Source organism: Pseudooceanicola sp. NS-SX9, assembly GCF_057380705.1.
In genome coordinates, this window is the sequence record NZ_CM170818.1 from 1868880 (window position 1) to 1891256 (window position 22377).

The 22377-nt window shown below is 66.0% G+C and carries 22 protein-coding genes and 1 other RNA gene; 8 read left to right on the plus strand and 15 right to left on the minus strand.

Features of this window, described 5'->3' with window-relative positions:
- Window positions 1–46: 46 nt before the first annotated feature.
- From AC2ITM_RS08905 to tyrS, 9 genes are all read right to left on the minus strand, one after another.
- A complete protein-coding gene (locus AC2ITM_RS08905; protein ID WP_486466298.1) occupies window positions 47–652 on the minus strand; it encodes a nucleotidyltransferase family protein in 606 nt (201 codons plus the stop codon).
- The gene (locus tag AC2ITM_RS08910; protein WP_486466299.1) at window positions 649–876 is read right to left on the minus strand and encodes a ribbon-helix-helix domain-containing protein; all 228 of its coding nucleotides are present in this window, start codon (window positions 874–876) and stop codon (window positions 649–651) included. Before AC2ITM_RS08910 ends, AC2ITM_RS08905 begins: the two co-directional genes overlap by 4 nt.
- On the minus strand, window positions 873–1088 hold the full coding sequence (locus AC2ITM_RS08915) for a DUF4169 family protein (RefSeq protein ID WP_486466300.1): 216 nt from the start codon (window positions 1086–1088) through the stop codon (window positions 873–875). The genes AC2ITM_RS08910 and AC2ITM_RS08915 overlap by 4 nt, the downstream gene beginning before the upstream one ends.
- A gap of 135 nt (window positions 1089–1223) precedes the next feature.
- Complete coding sequence (fumC, locus tag AC2ITM_RS08920) at window positions 1224–2618, minus strand: class II fumarate hydratase (RefSeq protein ID WP_486466301.1); 1395 nt, start codon at window positions 2616–2618, stop codon at window positions 1224–1226.
- 580 nt (window positions 2619–3198) lie between these two features.
- Window positions 3199–3705 carry an SspB family protein gene (locus AC2ITM_RS08925; RefSeq protein WP_486466302.1) on the minus strand — a complete coding sequence of 169 codons (507 nt, stop codon included), beginning with the start codon at window positions 3703–3705 and terminating at the stop codon, window positions 3199–3201.
- Window positions 3706–3815: 110 nt separating this feature from the next.
- Complete coding sequence (locus AC2ITM_RS08930) at window positions 3816–4925, minus strand: THUMP domain-containing class I SAM-dependent RNA methyltransferase (protein WP_486466303.1); 1110 nt, start codon at window positions 4923–4925, stop codon at window positions 3816–3818.
- Window positions 4926–5075: 150 nt separating this feature from the next.
- Window positions 5076–5425: a transfer-messenger RNA gene (gene ssrA, locus AC2ITM_RS08935) on the minus strand.
- 117 nt (window positions 5426–5542) lie between these two features.
- Window positions 5543–5911 carry a SpoIIAA family protein gene (locus tag AC2ITM_RS08940; RefSeq protein ID WP_486466304.1) on the minus strand — a complete coding sequence of 123 codons (369 nt, stop codon included), beginning with the start codon at window positions 5909–5911 and terminating at the stop codon, window positions 5543–5545.
- An 86-nt stretch (window positions 5912–5997) separates the two neighbouring features.
- Entirely contained in the window at window positions 5998–7251 is a 1254-nt protein-coding gene (gene tyrS / locus AC2ITM_RS08945; RefSeq protein ID WP_486466305.1) for a tyrosine--tRNA ligase, read from the minus strand.
- A 65-nt stretch (window positions 7252–7316) separates the two neighbouring features.
- Between tyrS and AC2ITM_RS08950 the strand changes: the two genes are divergently transcribed.
- The 4 genes from AC2ITM_RS08950 (at window position 7317) to pgi (ending at window position 12377) form a co-directional block, all read left to right on the plus strand.
- Window positions 7317–8441, plus strand: a complete 1125-nt coding sequence (locus tag AC2ITM_RS08950) for an anhydro-N-acetylmuramic acid kinase (RefSeq protein WP_486466306.1) — start codon at window positions 7317–7319, stop codon at window positions 8439–8441.
- 147 nt (window positions 8442–8588) lie between these two features.
- Complete coding sequence (zwf, locus tag AC2ITM_RS08955) at window positions 8589–10046, plus strand: glucose-6-phosphate dehydrogenase (protein ID WP_486466307.1); 1458 nt, start codon at window positions 8589–8591, stop codon at window positions 10044–10046.
- Window positions 10043–10714, plus strand: a complete 672-nt coding sequence (pgl, locus tag AC2ITM_RS08960; RefSeq protein ID WP_486466308.1) for a 6-phosphogluconolactonase — start codon at window positions 10043–10045, stop codon at window positions 10712–10714. The genes zwf and pgl overlap by 4 nt, the downstream gene beginning before the upstream one ends.
- A gap of 46 nt (window positions 10715–10760) precedes the next feature.
- Window positions 10761–12377, plus strand: a complete 1617-nt coding sequence (gene pgi, locus AC2ITM_RS08965; protein WP_486466309.1) for a glucose-6-phosphate isomerase — start codon at window positions 10761–10763, stop codon at window positions 12375–12377.
- 51 nt (window positions 12378–12428) lie between these two features.
- On the opposite strand, the gene AC2ITM_RS08970 is transcribed toward pgi, so the two are convergent.
- On the minus strand, window positions 12429–12854 hold the full coding sequence (locus AC2ITM_RS08970; protein WP_486466310.1) for a cupin domain-containing protein: 426 nt from the start codon (window positions 12852–12854) through the stop codon (window positions 12429–12431).
- A 301-nt stretch (window positions 12855–13155) separates the two neighbouring features.
- On the opposite strand from AC2ITM_RS08970, the gene AC2ITM_RS08975 reads away from it, so the two are divergent.
- Window positions 13156–13413, plus strand: coding sequence for a DUF2798 domain-containing protein (locus AC2ITM_RS08975; RefSeq protein WP_486466311.1), 258 nt, complete (start codon window positions 13156–13158; stop codon window positions 13411–13413).
- A 118-nt stretch (window positions 13414–13531) separates the two neighbouring features.
- Here AC2ITM_RS08975 and eno read toward each other — a convergent pair whose 3' ends face one another.
- The 4 genes from eno to AC2ITM_RS08995 all read right to left on the minus strand — a co-directional run bounded on the left by eno (window position 13532) and on the right by AC2ITM_RS08995 (window position 17721).
- Window positions 13532–14806 carry a phosphopyruvate hydratase gene (eno, locus tag AC2ITM_RS08980; protein ID WP_486466312.1) on the minus strand — a complete coding sequence of 425 codons (1275 nt, stop codon included), beginning with the start codon at window positions 14804–14806 and terminating at the stop codon, window positions 13532–13534.
- Between the two features lie 198 nt (window positions 14807–15004).
- On the minus strand, window positions 15005–15289 hold the full coding sequence (locus AC2ITM_RS08985; protein WP_486466313.1) for a putative quinol monooxygenase: 285 nt from the start codon (window positions 15287–15289) through the stop codon (window positions 15005–15007).
- Between the two features lie 77 nt (window positions 15290–15366).
- Window positions 15367–16932, minus strand: coding sequence for a glutamine-hydrolyzing GMP synthase (gene guaA / locus AC2ITM_RS08990; RefSeq protein ID WP_486466314.1), 1566 nt, complete (start codon window positions 16930–16932; stop codon window positions 15367–15369).
- 336 nt (window positions 16933–17268) lie between these two features.
- Window positions 17269–17721 carry a hypothetical protein gene (locus AC2ITM_RS08995; protein WP_486466315.1) on the minus strand — a complete coding sequence of 151 codons (453 nt, stop codon included), beginning with the start codon at window positions 17719–17721 and terminating at the stop codon, window positions 17269–17271.
- A gap of 213 nt (window positions 17722–17934) precedes the next feature.
- Here AC2ITM_RS08995 and AC2ITM_RS09000 point away from each other — a divergent pair, with 213 nt between their 5' ends.
- Window positions 17935–19479, plus strand: coding sequence for a trimethylamine methyltransferase family protein (locus AC2ITM_RS09000; RefSeq protein ID WP_486466316.1), 1545 nt, complete (start codon window positions 17935–17937; stop codon window positions 19477–19479).
- A gap of 12 nt (window positions 19480–19491) precedes the next feature.
- On the opposite strand, the gene AC2ITM_RS09005 is transcribed toward AC2ITM_RS09000, so the two are convergent.
- Window positions 19492–19776, minus strand: a complete 285-nt coding sequence (locus AC2ITM_RS09005; protein ID WP_486466317.1) for a DUF6477 family protein — start codon at window positions 19774–19776, stop codon at window positions 19492–19494.
- A gap of 492 nt (window positions 19777–20268) precedes the next feature.
- On the opposite strand from AC2ITM_RS09005, the gene AC2ITM_RS09010 reads away from it, so the two are divergent.
- Window positions 20269–21141, plus strand: coding sequence for a DUF6456 domain-containing protein (locus AC2ITM_RS09010; protein WP_486466318.1), 873 nt, complete (start codon window positions 20269–20271; stop codon window positions 21139–21141).
- A gap of 268 nt (window positions 21142–21409) precedes the next feature.
- Window positions 21410–22342 carry a LysR substrate-binding domain-containing protein gene (locus AC2ITM_RS09015; protein WP_486466319.1) on the plus strand — a complete coding sequence of 311 codons (933 nt, stop codon included), beginning with the start codon at window positions 21410–21412 and terminating at the stop codon, window positions 22340–22342.
- Window positions 22343–22377: the final 35 nt, after the last annotated feature.

A 22377-nucleotide genomic window follows, 5' to 3' on the forward strand; every position in this document is an offset into this window, starting at 1 on the left:
TCCTTGCGGCACCCCGCCCGGTGCCGCGGGGCCGGGCTGATCCCGATCAGCCCTCACGGCCTGGCGTGTTTCCCTTCCTCCCTCCCGCACGCCAGGCCGTCCAGTCTTCGGGGGTATCCAGATCGGTCAGCGCATGGGTTCCGGGCAGGGGCACCAGCCGCACCCGCCCGGCATGGCGCTTCAGGACCGAACGCGCCCCCTCATCGCCTTCCAGCGCCAGCAGCTCGGGGAACAGATCGGCCGGAAACAGCACCGGATGGCCCGGCCGCCCGCCCGAAGCGCCGCGCAGGATGGCCTGTCCGTCGAAACCTTCGATCATTTTCCGCAGGTCGGCTTCGGTGATCTCGGGCATGTCGCCCGGCAGGATCAGCACCCCCTGCGCCTCGGGTAGCGCCGAAACCCCCGCCCGGATCGACGCCGCCATGCCCGCCTGCCAGTCCGGCACCGAGACCTGCCGCACCGCCAGCCCCTGCAGCGCCTGCGCCCGGGGATGCGCCAGATCTGGCAGCGTCACCAGCACGGGCGCCAACGGCAGGGCACGCAGCGCCAGCAGCCGGATCAGCGGCAGGCCTTCGACCTCTTCCAGCAGCTTGTCACCGCCCCGCATCCGCGATGCCGCCCCGGCGCCCAGGATCAGCACCCAGGGGCTCATCGCCCGGCCTCGCGCTTCAGCGCCTCCAGCACATGCAGACGGATCGCCGTGGCCAGCCCTGCCTCCAGATCACGCCCTTCGTCGATCTGCGCCGCCAGCTCGTTGATCGCGAGGCCGTCGCGCGCGGCCAGGCGGCAGAATTCCTTCCAGAAGGGATCTTCCAGGGTCACGCTGGTCCGGTGCCCCCGCAGGGTCAGGGAGCGTTTCACCGGCCGGGCGCTCATGCCTGCGGCTCATCCTCCGAAGGTGCATCCTGCGACGGGCCGTCCAGCCGGTGCCCGGTCAGCCGCCGCGCCTCCAGCGCCGCCTCGGCCTCGGTCTGCCGCTTCTCGGCCAGCGTCCGGCCGAATTTCACCGCATTGGCATCGCCCTGCACACGCCTTGCGTCGCGGGCCTTCTGCTTGCGGAACTGGTTGAGGTTGGTGACATTGCTCATGCCCGCAGGATGCCACGCCGCGCGCGCCCCGTCCAGCCAGCGCAAAGGGGCGGCCCCTCGCGGAACCGCCCCTTTCATCTTTCCCCAAATATGCAAACGCCCGGCCCGCCAGGGGCCGGACATCCGCCGCAGGGATCAGTCCTTCGGACCGATCATGTCTTCGGGGCGCACGACGCGGTCGAAGGTTTCCTCGTCGACGAAGCCCAGGCCGATGGCCTCTTCCTTCAGCGTGGTGCCGTTCTTGTGCGCGGTCTTGGCGACCTTGGTGGCATTGTCGTAGCCGATGGTGGGGGCCAGCGCCGTCACCAGCATCAGGCTTTCCTTCATCAGCTTGTCGATGCGCGGCAGGTTCGCCTGGGTGCCCACGACCATGTTGTCGGTGAACGCGCTGGCCGAGTCGCCCAGCAGCTGCATCGACTGCAGCACGTTGTAGGACATCATCGGGTTGTAGACGTTCAGCTCGAAATGGCCCTGGCTGCCGGCAAAGCCGATGGCTGCATCATTGCCCATGACATGGGCGCAGACCATGGTCAGCGCTTCGGCCTGCGTCGGGTTCACCTTGCCCGGCATGATCGACGAACCCGGCTCGTTTTCCGGCAGGATCAGCTCGCCCAGACCGGACCGCGGACCCGAGCCCAGCAGGCGCATGTCGTTGGCGATCTTGAAGAGCGACGCCGCCACGGTCTTCAGCGCGCCCGAGAACATGACCATCGCATCATGCGCGGCCAGGGCCTCGAACTTGTTGGGCGCGGTGACGAAGGGCAGGCCGGTGATCTCGGCCATGTTCTTCGCGACCATCTCGGCCCAGCCCTTCTTGGTGTTCAGGCCGGTGCCGACGGCGGTGCCGCCCTGCGCCAGTTCGTAGATGTCGCCCAGGGCGGATTTCACGCGCTCGATGCCCTTGCGGACCTGGTGCGCATAGCCCGAGAACTCCTGTCCCAGGGTCAGCGGTGTCGCGTCCTGGGTGTGGGTCCGGCCGATCTTGATGATGTCCTTGAACTCTTCCGACTTGGCTTCCAGGGCGGCTGCCAGCTTTTCCAGGCCGGGGATCAGCACGTCGCGCGCCTGCATGGCGATGCCCACGTGCATGGCGGTCGGGAAGGTGTCGTTCGAGGACTGACCCATGTTGCAATGGTCGTTCGGGTGCACCGGGGATTTCGACGCCAGCTTGCCGCCCAGCATCTCGATCGCGCGGTTCGAGATCACCTCGTTGGCGTTCATGTTGGACTGGGTGCCCGACCCGGTCTGCCAGACGACGAGGGGGAAGTTGTCATCGAACTTGCCCTCGATGACCTCGGTTGCCGCAGCCATGATCGCATCGGCGATCTCGGGGGACATGGCGCCCAGGTCCTTGTTGGCCATGGCACAGGCCTTCTTGATCACGCCGAGCGCACGGATGATCGGAACCGGCTGCTTTTCCCACCCGATGGGGAAGTTCATGATCGAGCGCTGCGTCTGCGCGCCCCAGTACTTGTCCGCGGGAACTTCCAGCGGGCCGAAGCTGTCGGTTTCGGTGCGGGTTTCAGTCATGTCTGCTCTCCCAAAGGATGGTCGCAGGTGGTTTGCCCTGAAATCCCGGGGGGTTCAATGCCGTTCGCGCCAACAGGACAAGATCTGCAACGCAGGCGCGAGGGGAAGCCACCGCGAACCGTTCCGGAAGAGGATCCGCCCAATGGCGCATCACTGTCCGCCACGTCCCGTTCGGGACAGGGCCGCATCGCCGCGCGAGACAGGGCCGCATCGCCGCGCGAGACAGGGCCGCATCGCCGCGCAGGACGGGCCGCATCGCCGCGCAGGACGGGCCGCATCGCCGCGCAGGACGGGCCGCACCGCCGCGCGGGACAGGGTCACGCTGATGCGCAGGTGGGGCCAGACCGATGCCGCGGGATTGGACGACGCCGAGCCGCAGGACAGGGCAAAAACACCCCTATGTGTTCGCAAGGGCCTGGGTGGGGGCCTTCCTTTGCAAATCCTAGCTATCCAGTTTTCAAACTCGGATTGCCACCTCCTGGCTTTGCAAAGAGCCGCAGAGATCTTTGCAAGTTCTTCTTCCCAAGCGAAACCCCCCGGACAAGACTGTCCCGGGGGGGTCTTTCAAAGCGGCCTGCTTTTACTTGCGGAAGGAATCCAGTCGTACGACCTCGGCATCCTGACCGGATTTCTTCTCGGCCGGTGCGCTGTCCTTCTTGGTCCGGTCCCGCAGCGGGCGCGGCGCGTCGGGCGGCGTCGGATCGTCGTCATCCTCGTCCATCTCGTCATCCTGCTCCTGGGTTTCGAAGCGCAGGCCGAATTCCACCGAAGGATCGACGAAGGTCTGGATCGCATCGAAGGGGATGTACATCCGTTCCGGGCTGTCGCCAAAGTTCAGCGTCACGGCAAAACCCTGGTCGTCAACTTCCAGGTCCTCGAACCAGTGCTGCATCACGACGGTCATCTCGCGCGGATAGCGTTCCTTGAGCCAGTCCGCCATCTCGGTCTCGGGATGGGTGGTGTCGAAGGTGATAAAGAAATGATGGGCGCCCGGCAGGCCATTCTCGGACACGTCCGTCAGCACATCCTGGATCAGGCTGCGCATCGCCCGATGCATGAGGTTCCCGTAGTCGATGGTGCGTTGCATGGCTTTTTCCGCAGTTCTTTCGGAGGAGAATAGGGGATTCGGAACAAAACGAAAGGTGGGGCGCGAAGTTTCTGCGCGCCCCGCTCTGACGGCTCCGCAGGAATGGCGGGTCAGGGCAGTGGCGCGGTCCGGAACAGCGTGACCTTCAGGCCGCCATGGGACACGGCCGGGCCCGGCGGAAGGAAGGGCAGGTCGCTGGCCCGTGCCAGCCCCGCATCCGAGGTCACGATGCCGACCCGCCACCCCGAGAACCGCTCGCCCAGGGTCTTCCCAAGCGCCCCGTAGACCGAGAACAGCAGCTTGCGCGTGCCGATCCGCTCGCCATAGGGCGGGTTGACGATCACGATCCCTGGTGCGCCTTCGGGGCGCGGCAGCTCCGACACCCCATGGCGGTGGAAGCTGATCAAATCGCCCAGGCCGGCCGCCACGGCATTCTGGCCGGCCGCCCGGATGGCCCCGTCATCGCGGTCGGATCCACGGAACAGCGGCAGTGCCGCCGGACGCGGGGCGCCTTCGGCCCGCATCGCGGCCCAGGCCTCGGCATCGAAGGACCGGAACTGCTGGAAGGCGAAATCGCGGTCTCGTCCGGGCTGCAGGCCCAGGGCGATCTCGGCGGCCTCCAGCAGGAAGGTGCCAGAGCCGCACATCGGATCAATCACCGGCTCATCACCGCGATAGCCCATCTGCCGAAGGAACAGGGCGGCCAGCGTCTCGCGCATGGGCGCCTTGCCGACGGCGGGCTTGTGACCGCGTTTGTGCAGGCCCTCGCCCGAGGTGTCGACCGAGAAGGTGACGATATTGTCCTCGATGCGGACCTTCAGGCCGATCCCGCCTTCTTTGGCCAGCGGAATACCCGCGGCCTCCAGAGCGCCCTCGATGCGCTGCCGGGCAGCACCGGCATGGTAGATTTTCGATTTCCGCGTCGTGACCTCGACCTTCACCGGCAGATCGGGACGGAACATCGCCGACCAGTCGAACTTGCGCGCCCGCTTGTCCAGCTGCGCCAGATGCACCGCCGGAAAGCTGCCGATCCGCGCCAGGACCCTGCCGGCGCCGCGCAGACACAGGTTCGCCCGCCACACCTCCGGCCAGCCGCCCTGAAAGCTCACGCCGCCGGGCGTGGCCTGGGCATCGGGAAATCCCGCCTCGCGTGCCTCATCCCGAAGCGTGTCTTCAAGCCCGGGGGCCACCTGCAGAAAGATCTCGAATGTCTCGCTCATGCCGGCTGGATAGCCGCCTTCTCCGGCCAAGGCGAGGCCCCATGTCGTCATTTTCTTGTTCCAAATACCTCGGGGATGAATTGGCCGCAGGCCAAGAAGGGGAAGAGCCCCTTTCGCCGGATCAGCCAGCGCATCGACAAGAAGATGGGAAGTGCAGGTTTCTGTTGCCAGGTACCTGCGAACCCCGCCTTACGCCGCTAAGCGAAAGGACTTAGATTTCGGTATTCCGGACTGCTTACGCAGCCAGGGCAACCGGAGCACGATTGTTGTTGGCAATTGTACTATGTGAACCGATAACGGTGGTATCTCACCGAAGCAAAGCAACATCTTTACACGTTCGTCGATCCTGTTTCGACCCCATGATCCCCCAACAAGGGATATTTGGTGGAGCCGCCGGGTACCGCCCCCGGGTCCGATCCGCTTATTCCATGCGCGTTTATGCCCATAGTTCCCGTGGGAACGTCTCAGATATAGGGCGCGCGTGGGCGGATTTGAAGGGGGATTTTCAGAAAATGCGAAAGGTGGCGTGGCGGCAAGGCCCTGAGGGGCGCTGCCCCTCTTGAGCCCGTTCCGGGCTCAATTCACCCCGAGGTATTTCAGACAAGAAAATGAGGCGGTCATTTGGAGGCGCTGAGCCAGCTGCGGGCGGCAAAGAGCCCAGATTCGGGGAAGAGGCGCGTGGGCGCGGGGATCATCCAGCTGAGGCCTGCGATGGCGGCAGAGAGGAGCGCATTGTCGGTCACGACGGCAAGGCGATCGATATCGCGCAGGTGATGCAGGCCCAGGTTCAGGTCCTGCCACATGGCTCCGGGCGTGAAGCCCTGAAAATCCGGGCCGAGGTGATAGAGCATTTTCAGAGGGCCGTGCTGGGCCAGAGCAGCCTCGAAGCGAGGTATCAGGATGGTTTCGTAATCTTCCGCGGTGACGTGGCTGGTGGCCGAGGCCTCGAAAAGGCCGGTGGCGGGGTCGAACGTGGTGGTGATCATCGCAATGTCCTCCTGCCTGAAGAATATAGCGACGACACTGCCCGGTTGGAACCGCCGACAGGCTGGGCAGCTGTCGGCGGCAGGGATCAGTCGGCGAGCTTGATCAATGCGTGGCGCTTCTTGCCGGCCGAGAGTTTGACCGGAGAGGAGAGTGCCGCGCGGTCGAGCATCATGCCGGCGTCGGTCAGGGGGGCGTCATCGATGCGCGCGCCGTTGTCGGCGATCAGGCGCTTGGCCTCCTTGCCGGTCTTGGCGAGGCCCGAGCGCACGATCAGCTGGGCGACGGAAATGCCTTCACCGACCTCTTCCGGGGTCAGCTCCAGCGTCGGAAGATCGTCACCGACGCCACCCTTTTCGAAGACCTCGCGGGCGGTGGCCTGGGCGGCAGCGGCGGCATCGGCCCCGTGCAGCAGGGCCGTCACCTGGTTCGCCAGGATGATCTTGCCCTCGTTGATCTCAGAGCCGCCAAGGGCGCCCAGGCGCTCGCATTCCTCGACCGAAAGCTCGGTATAAAGTTTCAGGAAGCGGCCGACGTCGGCATCGGTGGTGTTGCGCCAGAACTGCCAGAACTCGTAGGGGCTGAGCATCTTGTCGTTCAGCCAGGTGGCGCCGTTCGCCGACTTGCCCATTTTGCGCCCGTCCGAGGTGGTCAGCAGCGGCGTGGTCAGGCCGTAGATCTCATGGTCCAGCACACGACGCGTCAGGTCGATGCCGTTGATGATGTTGCCCCACTGGTCCGAGCCACCCATCTGCAGCACGCAGCCGTAGCGGCGGTTCAGCTCCAGGAAGTCATAGGCCTGCAGGATCATGTAGTTGAATTCGAGGAACGACAGGGATTGTTCCCGGTCGAGGCGCGATTTCACCGATTCAAACGACAGCATCCGGTTGACGCTGAAATGGCGGCCGATGTCGCGCAGGAATTCCAGGTAGTTGAGGCTGTCCAGCCATTCGGCATTGTTCAGCATCAGCGCGTCGGTCGCGCCGTCGCCGTATTTCAGGTACTTGGCAAAGACATTGCCCATGCCGGCGATGTTGGCGTCGATCTGTTCGGCCGACAGCAGCGGACGCTCGTCCGAGCGGAAGGACGGATCGCCCACCTTCGTGGTGCCGCCGCCCATCAGCGTGATCGGCTTGCCGCCCAGCTTCTGCAGCCAGCGCAGCACCATGATGTTCATCAGGTGCCCGACATGCAGCGAGGCGGCGGTGGCGTCATAGCCGATATAGGCGGGAACGACCCCCTTCACGAGCGCCTCGTCGAGGCCCTGGTAATCCGTGCAGTCGGCGACGTATCCGCGTTCCTGCATCACGTTCAGGAATTCCGACTTGGGGGTATAGGTCATGGCACTTGTCCCGGGTTTGAATGATGGGGCACTCTATAGTTGCGAGGCCGGGAAAGGAAAAGACCATGTCGCATCCGCAGACTGCAACGGGGGTGCTGCGCGCCCTGGGGGCCATGTCGGGGACGTCGCTGGATGGCGTCGATGCCGCGATGATCGAGACCGATGGCCATGTGATCACATCCTTCGGCGCCTCGGGTTATCGCGCCTATCGGCCGTCCGAGGCCACGGTGCTGCGTGCGGGCCTGGGCTGCTGGCCCGGACAGGAGCCGCCCGCGGCCGCTGGGGTTGTCCTCGATACCCATGCTGAGCTGCTTGCGACCTTCCCGCAGGCGCAGGTCGTGGGTTTTCACGGCCAGACCCTGGCGCATGAGCCGCATGGCCGCGGCACCTTCCAGCTGGGCGACGGGGCGGCGCTGGCGGCGCGTCTCGGGCGCACCGTCGTCTGGGATTTCCGCAGCGCCGATGTGGCGGCAGGGGGCGAGGGGGCGCCGCTTGCCCCCTTCTTCCACCACGCCTGCGTCCGCTGGATCGGGGCGGATGCGCCGGTGGCGGTGCTGAACCTGGGCGGCGTCGGCAACCTGACCTGGGTCGATCCCGCGATCGAGGCGCCCGAAACCCCCGGTGCCCTGATTTCCTTTGATACCGGCCCCGCCAATGCGCCGGTCAACGACCTGATGCAGCTGCGCCTGGGGCGCGACGTGGACCGCGACGGGGCGCTGGCGGCGCAGGGCAGGGTGGACGAAGCGGTGGTCCAGGCTTTCCTGACCCATCCCTATTTCACCCGTCCCGCGCCCAAGTCGCTTGATCGCAACGATTTCGGCGATACCGCGGCGCTGGTGGCGCATCTGGGCGATGCCGATGCGTCGGCAACCCTGACGGCGCTTTGTGCGGCCTCTGTCGCGGCGGGGCTGTCGTTGCTGCCTGTCCGCCCCTCGCGCCTTCTGGTCACCGGCGGAGGCCGCCTCAATCCCGTGCTCATGGCGATGATCGGGGCGCGCTGCGACTGCGAAGCCGTCGCAGTCGAGCATGTCGGCCTCGATGGCGACATGCTCGAAGCCCAGGCCTTTGCCTACCTGGCCGTGCGGGTGCTGAAGGGCCTGCCCACCTCCTGTGCGGGCACCACCGGCGTGGCCCATCCGGTCTGTGGCGGGCGCATCAGTGCCCCCGATGCCGCACTGCTGCGCGCCTGAACCGGCGCGTGCCCCCCGGGCCACGCCATAAGTTACCGCTAACGGTCGCCATTGTGATGCCCGGATCATCTGCTATGGTGCCCCCGAACCGCCGCGGTGCAGCACCCGCTGCCGCCCGGCGCAAGGCACATGCGAAGAGGAGCTTTCATGGTTTCGCGCGTGATACCGGTCGAACCGTTCGACCTCGTCATTTTCGGCGGCACCGGCGATCTGGCCCGGCGCAAGATCCTTCCCGCCCTGTTCCGGCGCTTCTGCGCCGGCCAGATGGAGGAACCGTCCCGCATCATCGGGGCGGCGCGCTCGGAGCATGATACGGCCGAATTCCGCAGCTTCGTCGCGGCGGCCATCGAGGAATTCAACAAGGGCCACAGCTATACCCCGGGCGAGCTTGCAAGCTTCCTGGAGCATATCCATTACGTGCAGATCGACGCCCTCGGCACCGGCGGCTGGGAAGAGCTGGCCGAGCTGACCAACTCGGACCGCATCCGCGCCTTCTACTTCTCGGTCGCGCCCTCGCTTTTCGGGGCGCTGGCGGAACGGCTGCACAAGTACGGCCTGTCGGATGACGCGACCCGCATCGTGGTGGAAAAGCCCTTCGGCCGCGATCAGGCCTCGGCCAAGGCGCTGAATGCCGTGCTGGCCGAGCATTTCCACGAAAGCCAGATCTACCGGATCGACCATTATCTGGGCAAGGAAACCGTCCAGAACCTGATGGCCGTGCGCTTTGGCAACATGCTGTTCGAACCGCTCTGGAACGCGCAATATGTCGACCACATCCAGATCACCGTCGCGGAAACCGTGGGCGTGGGCGGGCGTGGCGAATATTACGACAAGTCCGGCGCGATGCGGGACATGGTGCAGAACCACCTGATGCAGCTGCTGTGCCTGATCGCGATGGAGCCGCCGGCGAAATTCGACCATGACGCCGTGCGCGACGAGAAGCTGAAGGTGATCCGCGCCCTCGACATCCCCCCCGCCGAGGACATCGTGCGCGGCCAGTACGCCGCCAGCGATGACGGAGAGCCGGGCTATCTGGCGGATGTGAACGATCCTTCCTCGGCCACGGAAAGCTTCATCGCGATGAAGGTGCGGATTTCCAACTGGCGGTGGGCCGGCACGCCGATCTACCTGCGCACCGGCAAGAAGCTGAAGGCGCGGACCTCGGAAATCGCCGTGGTGTTCAAGGAAACGCCGCATTCGATCTTCGGGCCGGAATCGGGGCGCCATCGCAATATCCTGACGATCCGCCTGCAGCCGAACGAGGGCATGGATCTGGGCGTCACGATCAAGGAACCGGGCCCCGGCGGCATGCGGCTGATCGACGTGCCGCTCGACATGACCTTTGCCGATGCGCTCGGCCCCGATGCCGATGACGTGCCCGATGCCTATGAACGGCTGATCATGGACGTGATCCGCGGCAACCAGACGCTGTTCATGCGCGGCGACGAGGTCGAGGCCGCCTGGGGCTGGGCAGATCCGATCATCGAGGCCTGGGAAAGGAACGGCATCAAGCCCGTCCCCTACGAGGCCTATTCCACCGGCCCCGAAGATGCGCTTATGCTGATGCACCGGGACGGACGCCGCTGGCGGGAGATCAAGGTATGAACTTCCAGGAATACCCCGATCGCGACATGCTGGCGCTGAAGCTGGCGGATCTGCTGGCCTCAGAGCTGGGCGCTGCGCTGCGCCACGAAGAGCGCGTCACCTTCTGCGTCCCCGGCGGCACCACGCCGGGGCCCATCTTCGATGCGCTGACGGCGGTGCAGCTGGATTGGGACCGCGTCGACGTGGTGCTGAACGACGAACGCTGGGTGCCCGAAACCTCGCCGCGCTCGAACACGGCGCTGCTGCGCCGCCGCCTGCTGACGGGCCATGCGGCCAGCGCCACGCTGCTGCCGCTGCACCAGGATGTCGAAACCCCCGAGGAAGGCCTGGCGCCGCTGTCCGAGGCGCTGAAGCCACACATGCCGATCGACGTGCTGCTGCTGGGGATGGGGGGCGACATGCACACCGCCAGCCTTTTCCCCGGGGCCGACAAGCTCTCGCAGGCGCTGGCGGATGATGCGCCGATCCTGCTGCCGATGCGCGCCGATGGCGCGGGGGAACCCCGCATCACCATCACCGCCCCCTGGCTGAAGGGCGCGCTGTCGACCCATCTGGTGATCATGGGCGCGGAAAAACGCGAGGCCCTTGAAAAGGCCCGCAAGCTCAAGCCGGAAGAGGCGCCCGTGGCCGCGATCTTGTCGGGTGCCACCGTGCACTGGGCGGAATAAGGCTTCATGCATTACCTGAAGATTTTTTCACAACATTCTGATAAAAATGGATATTGATCCCATGTGGGAAAAGCTGACCTCGCTCGCTGCCAGCCATGCCGACCGTCCGATCCTGGACCTGTTCGAGGACGGTGATCGCTTTGCGGCCTTCTCGGCCAGCCATGACGGGCTGCTGTTCGACTATTCCAAGACCAACATCTGCACCGAGGTGAAAACCGCGCTGCTGGATCTGTGCGAGACCGCCGATGTGGCCGGTCGCCGCGCCGCGATGTTTGGCGGCGAAAAGATCAACGACACCGAAGGCCGCGCCGTGCTGCACACGGCCCTGCGCAATCTGGGCGGCGCGCCGGTCTATGTGGATGGCCAGGATGTCATGCCCGGGGTCGAACGCACCTACCGCCGGATGGAGGCCTTTGCCTCGGATGTGCGCGGCGGGCGCTTCCAGGGCGCGGGTGGCAAGATCACCGACGTGATCAACATCGGCATCGGTGGCTCGGACCTGGGGCCGGCCATGGCCGAGATCGCGATGAAGCCCTATGTTGACGGGCCGCGCTGCCATTTCGTCTCGAATGTCGATGGCGCGCATATCGCCGATACGCTGAAGGGGCTGGATCCGCGCACCACGCTGGTCATCGTCGCCTCGAAGACCTTCACCACCATCGAGACCATGACCAACGCGGAAACCGCGCGGAAATGGATGGCGGAAAAGGTCAAGGACACCGGCGCGCAGTTTGCCGCACTCAGCTCGAACACGGAAAAGACCGGTGAATGGGGCATCGCCCCCGAACGCGTCTTCGGCTTCGAGGACTGGGTCGGCGGCCGCTATTCCATGTGGGGCCCGATCGGCCTGTCGGTGATGCTGGCCGTGGGGCCGGGGGATTTCCGCGCCTTCCTGGCCGGTGCCGCCGCCATGGACCAGCACTTCCGCGACGCCCCGTTCGAGCAGAACCTGCCGGTCCTGCTGGCCCTTGTCGGGATCTGGCACAATCAGGGCCTGGGCTATGCGACCCGCGCCGTGCTGCCCTATGAACAGCGTCTCGCCCGTCTGCCCGCCTACCTGCAGCAGATGGAGATGGAGAGCAACGGCAAGCGCGTCGCCATGGACGGCAGCCCGCTTACGGTGAATTCCGGCCCCATCGTCTGGGGCGAGCCGGGCACCAACGGCCAGCACGCCTTCTACCAGCTGATCCACCAGGGCACCCGGGTGGTGCCGTGCGAATTCATGGTGGGCATCGAGGGTCACGAGCCCGAACTGGCGCATCAGCACGACCTGCTGGTGGCGAACTGCCTGGCCCAGTCCGAGGCGTTGCTGCGCGGCCGCGACCTGGCCGAGGCCACCGCGATCATGGCGGCCAAGGGGCTGGAAGGCACCGAGCTGGCCCGCCAGGCGGCGCATCGCGTCTTCCCCGGCAACCGGCCCTCGACCACGCTGGTCTATCCGAAACTGACGCCCTACGTGCTGGGCCAGATCGTGGCGCTCTATGAACACCGGGTCTTCGTCGAAGGCGCGGTCCTGGGCATCAACTCCTACGACCAGTGGGGCGTGGAGCTGGGCAAGGAACTGGCGCTGAAACTGTCGCCGATCCTCGCCGGAGAGCAGGGCACCGAGGGCAAGGATGGCTCCACCGCCGGTCTGATCGCCGCGCTGCGCGCCGGCAAATAGGCAAACCCACTTTGCAAAGCGGCCCGGGATCGTCCTCCCGGGCCGTTTTCGTCAGGCCGGAATGTCGAAACCCGGCGGGGCCAGCTCGAACCCCTTGAAATCAAAGGCGGGGGACACGGTGCAGCCGACCAGCACCCAATCCCCCAGCGGCCGCGCCGCCTGCCAATGGCCTTCGGGGACAATGCCCTGCGGCCGTTCTCCGGCGGCCAGGTCCTTGCCCAGGGTCAGCGCCCTCGCCGGACCGCTTTCGGTGGCGGCGATGCGCAGCTCCAGCGGCGCGCCGGCGTAGTGATGCCAGACCTCGGTCGCATCGACCCGATGCCAATGGCTGACCTCGTCCGCCTGCAGCAGGAAATAGATGCAGGTCCCGGCGGGGCGCGCGCCCCCGTCTGCCCCCGCGATCCAGGTCTGATGGAAATGCCCGCCCTCGGGATGCGGGGCAAGGTTCAGCAGGGCAATGATCTCGTCTGCAGTCATGGGGTCCTCGGCTTTGTCGCCGCAGGGTCCGGCCTGGGGATGGGAAAGGCAAGCCCTGCATGGCGTGCAGGACTGCGGCCCAGGGTTGCAGCGCGGACATGGCCCTCGCGCTTGACCGAAACCCGCGAGGCGGGGTAAACCGCTCAGGCCGAAAAGCGCAGGACCGGTTGGTTATCCCGGTCACCGAGGCCCCCCTCGGGAGTTAGTCGATTTTCCGAACCCACGGCAGACCCCAACCCGGGTGTCGTGGAACCATGCCTTCAGCATGTCCAGGGCACCCCCGTATCCAACGGAGCCCGCCATGCCCAATTCGAAATCCATCGTCATCATCGCCCAGGTCTTCATCTCCTGCTTCATGGCGCTGCTGATGACCTTCACCATGTCCATCGCCTTTTCCGGCGCCCTGCACGAAGCCGGCTGGTTCGGCCTGTGGATGCAGCGCTGGCTGACCGCCTGGCCGATCGCCTTCGTCTTCTCCCTCGGCGTCGGCCCGCTGGCCTTCAGGCTGTCGATGCTGACCAACCGCGCCATTGTACGGGAACAGGAACGACACGGCTGATTTCAGCTTTCCCCAAATATGCCCGCCGGAGGCATGGGGCCAAAGGCCCCATTCGCCATGAAAAACGCGCCCCGAAGGGATCCCCGGGGCGCGCGTCGTCATTCGAAGGCCGATCTGATCACTTCAGGATCGAACGGCCGGCATATTCGGCAGTGTCGCCCAGCATTTCCTCGATGCGGATCAGCTGGTTGTACTTGGCCAGCCGGTCCGAGCGCGCCAGCGAGCCGGTCTTGATCTGACCGCAGTTGGTGGCCACGGCCAGATCCGCGATGGTGGCGTCCTCGGTCTCGCCCGAGCGGTGCGACATCACGTTGGTGTAGCGCGCGCGGTGGGCCATATCGACGGCCTTCAGCGTTTCCGTCAGCGAGCCGATCTGGTTCACCTTCACCAGCATCGAATTCGCCACGCCCTTCTCGATGCCCATGGCAAGACGCTCGGGGTTGGTGACGAACAGGTCGTCGCCCACCAGCTGCACCTTGTCGCCCAGCTCGGCGGTCAGCAGCGCCCAGCCTTCCCAGTCATCCTCGGCGCAGCCGTCCTCGATCGAGATGATCGGATAGGCATCGACCAGTTTCTTCAGATAGGCGACGTTCTCGGCCGAGGTCAGCGAAAGGCCTTCGCCCTTCATCTCGTACTTGCCGTCCTTGTAGTATTCGGTCGAGGCGCAATCGAGCGCAAGGTAGATGTCCTCGCCCGGGGTGTAGCCGGCCTTTTCGATGGACTTCAGGATGAAGTCGAGCGCCTCGGTGGTCGAACCCAGCTGGGGCGCAAAGCCGCCTTCATCTCCCAGGCCCGTCGACATGCCGGCAGCCGAGAGTTCCTTTTTCAGGGTGTGGAACACCTCGGAACCCATGCGGACCGCTTCCTTGATATTGGAAGCCGCCACCGGCATGATCATGAATTCCTGGATGTCGATCGGGTTGTCGGCATGTTCGCCGCCGTTGATGATGTTCATCATCGGCACCGGCAGGACCCGGGCCGAGGTGCCACCCACATAGCGGTAAAGCGGCTGCGAGGTGAAATCGGCAGCGGCCTTGGCCACGGCCAGCGACACGCCCAGGATGGCGTTGGCGCCCAGGCGGCCCTTGTTGTCGGTGCCGTCCAGTTCAATCATCGTCAGGTCGATGCCGACCTGATCGGTGGCGTCCATGCCGACGATGGCTTCGGCGATCTCGCCGTTGACGGCCGCGACGGCCTCCAGGACGCCCTTGCCCATGTAGCGGGACGTGTCGCCGTCACGGCGTTCCACCGCTTCGTAGGCGCCGGTCGAGGCGCCCGAGGGAACGGCGGCGCGACCCATGGTGCCGTCCTCGAGAATGACGTCGACCTCGACGGTGGGGTTGCCACGGCTGTCGAGGATCTCGCGGGCGTGAATATCAATGATGGTGCTCATTTGGGCGCTGTCCCTTTCGGTGAAAATGCCTTCGCGGAAGTCATATTAGACCGCTTGCGCCGTGGAAAGGGGGCGGCGGCAACTGTTTGCGATAAACGGTGAAATCGGCACCGGACAGGGCGACAGGGGCGCTGCCCCTCTTGCGCGCAGGCGCGCAATTCACCCCGGAGTATTTCCGGTCAGATGACAGGGACCCGTTCAGGCCCCGTCCGCAGGTGCCGCGCTGTCGTGGATCGTGTAGTGGCGCGTCAGGCCTTCGGTGACCCGGGCCCAGGCGCTGGTGCCGGCGCGATGCTGATGGGCGTCGAAGGCCGGGCGGTCGCGGAAGAGCTCGTGCACCTGGAACCGGTCGCCGAGGTCGGTGACGACGAAATCGATGCAGCCCGGTTCGGCCAGGGTCAGGCGGATGTGCTCGGGCAGGGCGGCGCTAACCGCCGCGTGACGTTCGGCGGGGCAGTCCATGTGGCCTGTCAGTCTGATCATGATGTCCTCCCGAAGGCAGGGTGCCACGGGCGGCGGACAAGGAAAAGGCCGGGTGGGGACCCGGCCTTGCCTTTGGCTTATTCCAGCTCGATCGTGCCCGGCGGCTTCGAGGTGCAGTCGTAGAAGACGCGGTTGATGCCCTTGACCTCGTTGATGATCCGGGTCGAGGTCTCGCCCAGGAAATCATGGGTGAAGGGGTAGTAGTCGGCGGTCATGCCGTCGACCGAGGTCACCGCGCGCAGCGCCAGGGCGTAATCATAGGTGCGCCCGTCGCCCATCACGCCGACGGTGCGCATCGGCAGGATGGCCGCGAAGGCCTGCCAGATCTCGTCATAGAGGCCGTGCTTGCGGATCTGGTCGATATAGACCGCATCGGCCTTGCGCAGGATCTCCAGCTTGTCGCGGGTGATTTCGCCCGGGCAGCGGATCGCCAGGCCCGGCCCCGGGAAGGGGTGGCGGCCGATGAAGCTGTCGGGCAGGCCCAGTTCGCGACCCAGGGCGCGGACCTCGTCCTTGAAGAGTTCACGCAGCGGTTCGACCAGCTTGAGGCCCATCTTCTCGGGCAGGCCACCGACGTTGTGGTGCGACTTGATGGTGACCGAGGGACCGCCCGAGAAGCTGACGCTCTCGATCACGTCGGGATAGAGGGTGCCCTGCGCCAGGAAGGCCGCGCCCTCGATCTGGTCGGCGTATTTCTGGAACACGTCGATGAACAGCTTGCCGATCGTCTTGCGCTTGACCTCGGGGTCGGAAACCCCTTCCAGCGCGTTCAGGAACAGGTCCTGTTCCTGGGCGTGGACGACCTTCAGGTTCATGTGGTCGCGGAACATCTGCACGACCTGTTCGCCCTCGTTCAGGCGCAGCAGGCCGTGATCGACGAAGACGCAGGTCAGGTTCTCGCCGATGGCCTCGTGGATGAGGGCCGCCGCGACCGAGCTGTCGACGCCGCCGGAAAGCCCGCAGATGACCTTGCCGTCGCGGACCTGATCACGGATTTTCTGAACCATTTCCTCGCGGTAGGCGGACATGTTCCAGTCGCCCGTGAAGCCTGCTTCGCGCACGAAGTTCTGGTACAGCGTGGCGCCGTTCGGGGTGTGGTGCACCTCGGGGTGGAACTGCACGGCGTAGAAGCGGCGGGCGACATCGGCAGTGATCGCGAAGGGCGCGCCCGGCGAGGTGCCGTAGACGGCAAAGCCCGGGGCGATTTCGCTGACGTGATCGCCATGCGACATCCAGACCTGCTCGCGCTCTTCCAGGAACCAGCCGGACAGCAGGTCCAGCTTGGCATTGGCCGGGGTCACATAGGCGCGGCCGAATTCGGCGGTGTGGCTTTCACCGGCTTCCACCTTGCCGCCCAGGTCCTGCATCATGACCTGCTGGCCATAGCAGATCCCGAGGATCGGAACGTTCAGGTCGTAGACCTCTCTCGGGGGGCGGGGCGAGCCCTCGCGCACCACCGAATCCGGCCCGCCCGAGAAGATGACTGCCTTGGGGGCAAAGTCCTTCAGGAAGGCCGCGGTGACGTTCTGGTAGGGGTGGATTTCGCAATAGACGTTCAGCTCGCGCAGGCGGCGCGCGATCAGCTGCGTCACCTGGGATCCAAAGTCGATGATCAGGAGGCGGTCGTGGGATGTCTCTAGCATGGCCTCGCCATAGAACCAGTCGTGGAACTGCGCAAGCCTTCACGTGCACCCCGGAGAGGACCTCCCGGGGGCGGCGTTCAGACCGCGCGGGGTTAAGGGTTTCGAATAGGGGGTTTCGGCCCCGGTTTGAAGCCCGAAGTGAACGGTGGTTGCAGGCCGGATCGGCGGCATGGTCAGGTTGCACCGGCGGGCACAGCCGCAGCGCCATTAGCGTGGTCGCCAGGGTGCAGCCGCGGAGCGTCCGCATGGCCAGTCCGGAACGGCCGTCGGCAGCCTGCAGCAGTAGGCCTAGGAATCGTTGTCGTCGTCCTTCTGGCCCTTGTTGAACGGCTTCGCTTAGATCACCGGGATGAACCGGGGCGCGATGCCCATTCCCCTCAGCCCCCGACGGACGAAATGCGCACTAAGACTTGCCACCTTGCCATTGATGCAAGGCGGCGGCTTCTGGAGGGGCGCCACGAGAGCCGGGCGCTTGATCTTCTGTCGCAGCACGAGGTTGCCGTCGGAACGGAACCCGAGCAGGTGAAAGACGTCCTTTCCGATGTCCATCCCGATGACGGCCACGGTCGCAAAATCCTGCCCGGTCCTGGAGACGATGATCGCCTCTTCCTTGGGGCGGTGCCCCCCTGAAGGCGCCAGCGCCAGATCCGGGAAGATCTGCATCAGGGCATAGACCCAGAAGAACAGCCCCGAGAGCGTCGCAAGCCCGCCGCTGCCCGATGGTCTGCGGCGCCAGGCTGGGGGCCATCGGGCGACGATTTCATAGAGGAAGAACAGGGCAGCGGCCATGTAGGCCAGCCAGGCTGCGGCGCGGTCGCGGGCTGGCATTGGCAAGTCCCTGCGTCGTTGGCCCGCCGACCCTGGCCGGATCCCGGCGGGGCGCAACCGCGACGCGACATGTCGCTTTTGCCTCACCGATGCCGCATGCGACCGAAGCGCCCCTCGCGTGCTGCGGTAATCTGCCGGAAGATGATCCCGGACCAGCAGAGAAGGAGCAGGCCCATGACCGACGCAGCCGCCCCCAGGCGTACCCGCGGAGGCGGCGGTGCCGCCCGTCGTGCCGCCCGCAGCGCCGTCAGCTTTGACACCGCCCGCTTCATCGAGCGTGCCGTCCCTGTCTACGAGATGCTGCCCGAAGAGGCCCTGCAGATCATCGAGACCAATGCCGAGACGGTGCTGGAAGAGATCGGCGTCACCTTCGCCAACAATCCCCGTGCGCTGGCCCTGTGGCAAGAGGCCGGCGCCGATGTCCGGGGCGACCGGGTGCACATTCCCCGCGGCCTGGCGCGCCGGCTGTGCTCGAGCGCGCCCGCGCGCTTTACCCAGCTGGCGCGCAACCCCGAGCGCAATGTCGACATCGGCGGGAAATCCCTTGTTCTGGCGCCAGTTTACGGGCCGCCTTTCGTGCGGGACCTTAACGGCGGCCGACGCTATGCGACGATGGAGGACTTCCGCAATTTCGTGAAGCTTGGCTACATGTCGAAATGGCTGCACCATTCCGGCGGCACGGTGTGTGAGCCCACCGACATCCCCGTCAACAAGCGCCACCTCGACATGGTGCTGGCCCATATGACGCTGTCGGACAAGCCCTTCATGGGCTCGGTCACCGAACCCTCGCGGGCGCAGGACAGCGTCGACATGTGCAAGATCCTGTTCGGAGAGGAGGTCGCGACCAGCCAGCCGGTGATGACCTCGCTGATCAACATCAACTCTCCGCTGACCTTCGACGACACGATGATGGGTGCACTAGAGGTCTATGCGGCCAATATGCAGGCCACCATCATCTCGCCCTTCATCGTGGGCGGCGCGATGGCGCCCGTGTCGGTGGTGGGGACGCTGACGCAGGTGCTGGCCGAGGTGCTGGCGGGCGTGGCCTATTCGCAGCTGATCCGCGCCGGGGCACCGGTGATCTTCGGCGCCTTCGTGACCTCGATCGACATGAATTCCGGCGCGCCCACTTTCGGCACCCCCGAGGCCAGCCAGATCCTCTATGGTGCGGGCCAGCTGGCGCGGCGGCTGAATCTGCCGTTCCGTTCGGGCGGGGGGCTGTGTGGATCGAAACTGCCGGATGCCCAGGCCGCCTACGAAAGCGCCAACACGCTGAACGCGGCTCTGATGGGGGGTGTCAACTTCATGCTGCACGCCTGCGGCTGGCTGGAGGGCGGGCTGGTCTCGTCCTTCGAGAAATTCGTCATGGACGCCGATCAGCTGGGGGTGCTGCACCGTCTGGCGCAGGGCGTCAGCTGGGACGAGGAGGGCCAAGCGATGGATGCCATCCGCGAGGTCGGCCCCGGCGGCCATTACCTGGGCTGCGCCCATACCCAGCGGCACTTCCAGACCGCCTTCTGGCGATCCGACGTGCTGGACAACAAGCCCTTCGAGACCTGGACGGACGAGGGCGCGCGTGACACCCAGGCGCTGGCGGCAGCGAAGGTGCGGCGGATGCTGGACAGCTACCAGCAGCCGCAGCTGGATCCGGGCGTGGCCGAGGCGCTCTCGGATTACGTGGCGCGGCGCAAGGCCGAGATGCCCGACGCCTTTTCCTGATCTGGCAGGCTGTCAGGCGGGCAGGGCGTCGTGGCGCGCCTCGGCGATCAGCGAGGCCAGCAGATCGACATGGCGCGCGGGGGAATAGTCCGCGCGCTTTTGCCGACGGGCATGGTTCATCTCGGATTCCAGCTCCAGCAGCTGCATCAGCAGGACACCGCGGCGCGGCAGGCCGTGATGGCCGAGGACGCGCGCCAGATGACGTTCGCGGTTGTAATCCTGGGCGGCCAGGGTGGCGGCGCGCACCAGCAGTGCGGGGCGGCGCAGGGTGGCCAGCATCGCGGTCAGGTCTTGCATCGTCATTCTCCTCGATCCGGGGTCAATCGACCCTATATGAGAGAAACAAGCCTGATGAGTGTTGCGCGGTTTGATACGATGCGTGCGGTAGGGTTAGACTAGTTTATCATATCGAAACAATTATTGCAGTGAGGGTTAATTGTTAACCCTTTGGAAACCTAAACGCCCTGTTATGTGGACAACTTGGGAGAAGTCCCAAAATGAGTGTAATGCCAATAGGCTATCTCGATGTCTGCACCCGATCGCCCGGCAGAGTCCTACTGGCCAGACTGGCTACCGGATTCCGCACGGCACTACATAGTCTACACGCGGGACGGGGTTTCCATTCGCCAGCTGGCGCGAGAGGCGGGCTGCCACGCTTCGACCGTCTTGCGACAGATCCGGCGCTTCGAAACCCTGCGTGGCGATCCTCTGGTGGATCGTGCGCTCGATGCCCTGGCCCGGTTGAGGGATGACTGGCACAGGGCATCGCCTGCAATGGAGCGATGCAAGATGAAGGCGACTTTTTCTGAAGATTTCCGTAGCTCGGTTCCGGCGGCCCTGCCGATGACCGAGGTGGCGCTCGCGCGCCAGGCCCTGCCGGTGCTGCGCCTTCTGGCGCGGCCCGGCACGGTTCTGGCGGTGGCCGCCGAGATGGAGAAGGCAGTGGTGGTTCAGGACCGGGCGCAGGGGGCGCCCGAGAAGCTGGACGTGATTGACCGCGGCCTCGCGCAGGCGCTGGCGCTGAAGGACTGGATCGCCTGCAATGCGCCCGGCCGGATCGCCCGCTACCACATCACGACGCTGGGCCGGACTGCACTCAACCAACTGATTGCAAAGCAGGAAAATGCTGCCCGTGGGTTTGCGGAAGGCATGGCGAGCTTCGATATGCGCGGTGCGGTCCCGGTCGAGGCCGACACCGAGGAGGAGGCCTCGGGTCGAGCGGGGCGTGGCTATCAGGCCGATACGCCGGTGGCGGCGCTGGCGCGGCGCCGGGACCGGGACGGCGAACCCTTCCTGCGGCCCGAACATGTGCGTGCCGGCGAACGCCTGCGCGAGGATTTCGAACTGGCGCAGATGGGGCCGCGGGTGACCCAGGATTGGGGTCGTTTCATGACTGCGGGCGTGTCGGGCGGGCAGGCGTCCTCGGGGCCGTCGCGGGGGCCGGATGGTGCGCGTCGCCGCGTCGCCGAAGCGCTGCGTGACCTGGGCCCGGGGCTGGGCGACGTGGTGCTGCGCTGCTGCTGCCACCTGGAGGGGCTGGAGGCTGCCGAACGCAAGATGGGCTGGTCGGCGCGCTCGGGCAAGATCGTGCTGCGGATCGCGCTGGAGCGCCTGCACCGGCATTATGCGGCTCTGCCAAGTGACAGTGGGCTGATCGGTTAAGGCCCGCGCCAATCTGGAAACAATCCGGGAAACAGTTCTGGAAACAATCCGGCGGCGATGGTTCCCGGGGGCAAACGGTCCCCGCACCCCGCCGCCGATTCCCCAAGGACGCAGGCCCGGATCGGACCGGTCCCCCAAGCCCCATGATGGCTCGCCTTCTGTCGATCCCTGCCATGGCCCCGTCCCGTAAGGCCCTTGTGCGGCTGGACCCGGCCCCGTATTCATAGGACCCATCGGGCGAAATCCAGCCCTTCGATAAGCCGGTCTTATGAATATCACCCTCCGCCAGCTCTCGTATTTTCAATCCCTGGCGCGCCACCGCAATTTCGGTCGCGCGGCCGAGGCGGTGCATGTCAGCCAGCCCGCGCTGTCGGTCCAGATCCGCGAGATGGAGGCGACCCTTGGCGCGCCGCTGGTCGAACGGCGCAGCCGCGACGTGGTGCTGACGCCCTTCGGCCGGATGATCCTGGCCCAGGCCGAACGCGTCCTGGAAGAGATGCGCGCCTTGTCGGATCTGGCGCGCTGGAACAGCGGCCTGGCCGGAGAGCTGCGCCTGGGCATCATCCCGACCGTCGCCCCCTACCTTCTGCCCGATGCGCTGGCCGAAATCCGTGCCCGCGACATCGGCCTGTCGGTGCAGATCCAGGAGGGCATGACCACGCGGCTTCTGGCGGATCTGCGGGCCGGCCAGCTGGATGCGGCGGTTCTGGCCCTGCCGCTTGACGAAACCGAGGGCCTGCGCCAGCTGCCGCTTTTCGAGGACCGCTTCCTGCTGGCCGGCACCGATGCACGGCTGGCGGCACTGGAAGGCCAGGCCGAGGCGCTGCGCCCCGAACAGATCGGCGCCGCCCAGCTGATGTTGCTGGAAGACGGCCATTGCCTGACCGACCAGGCGCTGGCGGTCTGCGGCCGGGGCAGGGGCCATGCGCAGATCAACATGGGGGCCTCGTCTCTGGCGACGCTCAGCCGGTTGGTGGCGGCGGGGTTCGGCCTGACGTTGCTGCCGGAACTGTCGTTGTCCACCGATGCTGCGGGTCTGGCCCTGCGCCGTTTCGCCAGCCCCGAACCGGCCCGCTCCATCGTGCTGGTCTGCCGCGCTTCGGGCCCCGAGGACGGCTGGTTCCGCGCGCTGGCCCGCGTGCTGTCCGATGTCGGCACCCGGCTGGTCGCCGCCACCCGGTCCGACACCCTGTCCGGCTGACCACGGCCGACGATGTGAAAAGGCCCGGAGGATCG

Excerpts from the sequence above, each read along its gene's own strand:
- AC2ITM_RS08905 (WP_486466298.1), bottom strand. The coding sequence starts at position 652 with ATGAGCCCCTGGGTGCTGATCCTGGGCGCCGGGGCGGCATCGCGGATG.
- AC2ITM_RS08910 (WP_486466299.1), bottom strand. The coding sequence starts at position 876 with ATGAGCGCCCGGCCGGTGAAACGCTCCCTGACCCTGCGGGGGCACCGG.
- AC2ITM_RS08915 (WP_486466300.1), bottom strand. The coding sequence starts at position 1,088 with ATGAGCAATGTCACCAACCTCAACCAGTTCCGCAAGCAGAAGGCCCGC.
- fumC (WP_486466301.1), bottom strand. The coding sequence starts at position 2,618 with ATGACTGAAACCCGCACCGAAACCGACAGCTTCGGCCCGCTGGAAGTT.
- AC2ITM_RS08925 (WP_486466302.1), bottom strand. The coding sequence starts at position 3,705 with ATGCAACGCACCATCGACTACGGGAACCTCATGCATCGGGCGATGCGC.
- AC2ITM_RS08930 (WP_486466303.1), bottom strand. The coding sequence starts at position 4,925 with ATGAGCGAGACATTCGAGATCTTTCTGCAGGTGGCCCCCGGGCTTGAA.
- AC2ITM_RS08940 (WP_486466304.1), bottom strand. The coding sequence starts at position 5,911 with ATGATCACCACCACGTTCGACCCCGCCACCGGCCTTTTCGAGGCCTCG.
- tyrS (WP_486466305.1), bottom strand. The coding sequence starts at position 7,251 with ATGACCTATACCCCCAAGTCGGAATTCCTGAACGTGATGCAGGAACGC.
- AC2ITM_RS08950 (WP_486466306.1), top strand. The coding sequence starts at position 7,317 with ATGTCGCATCCGCAGACTGCAACGGGGGTGCTGCGCGCCCTGGGGGCC.
- zwf (WP_486466307.1), top strand. The coding sequence starts at position 8,589 with ATGGTTTCGCGCGTGATACCGGTCGAACCGTTCGACCTCGTCATTTTC.
- pgl (WP_486466308.1), top strand. The coding sequence starts at position 10,043 with ATGAACTTCCAGGAATACCCCGATCGCGACATGCTGGCGCTGAAGCTG.
- pgi (WP_486466309.1), top strand. The coding sequence starts at position 10,761 with ATGGATATTGATCCCATGTGGGAAAAGCTGACCTCGCTCGCTGCCAGC.
- AC2ITM_RS08970 (WP_486466310.1), bottom strand. The coding sequence starts at position 12,854 with ATGACTGCAGACGAGATCATTGCCCTGCTGAACCTTGCCCCGCATCCC.
- AC2ITM_RS08975 (WP_486466311.1), top strand. The coding sequence starts at position 13,156 with ATGCCCAATTCGAAATCCATCGTCATCATCGCCCAGGTCTTCATCTCC.
- eno (WP_486466312.1), bottom strand. The coding sequence starts at position 14,806 with ATGAGCACCATCATTGATATTCACGCCCGCGAGATCCTCGACAGCCGT.
- AC2ITM_RS08985 (WP_486466313.1), bottom strand. The coding sequence starts at position 15,289 with ATGATCAGACTGACAGGCCACATGGACTGCCCCGCCGAACGTCACGCG.
- guaA (WP_486466314.1), bottom strand. The coding sequence starts at position 16,932 with ATGCTAGAGACATCCCACGACCGCCTCCTGATCATCGACTTTGGATCC.
- AC2ITM_RS08995 (WP_486466315.1), bottom strand. The coding sequence starts at position 17,721 with ATGGCCGCTGCCCTGTTCTTCCTCTATGAAATCGTCGCCCGATGGCCC.
- AC2ITM_RS09000 (WP_486466316.1), top strand. The coding sequence starts at position 17,935 with ATGACCGACGCAGCCGCCCCCAGGCGTACCCGCGGAGGCGGCGGTGCC.
- AC2ITM_RS09005 (WP_486466317.1), bottom strand. The coding sequence starts at position 19,776 with ATGCAAGACCTGACCGCGATGCTGGCCACCCTGCGCCGCCCCGCACTG.
- AC2ITM_RS09010 (WP_486466318.1), top strand. The coding sequence starts at position 20,269 with ATGAAGGCGACTTTTTCTGAAGATTTCCGTAGCTCGGTTCCGGCGGCC.
- AC2ITM_RS09015 (WP_486466319.1), top strand. The coding sequence starts at position 21,410 with ATGAATATCACCCTCCGCCAGCTCTCGTATTTTCAATCCCTGGCGCGC.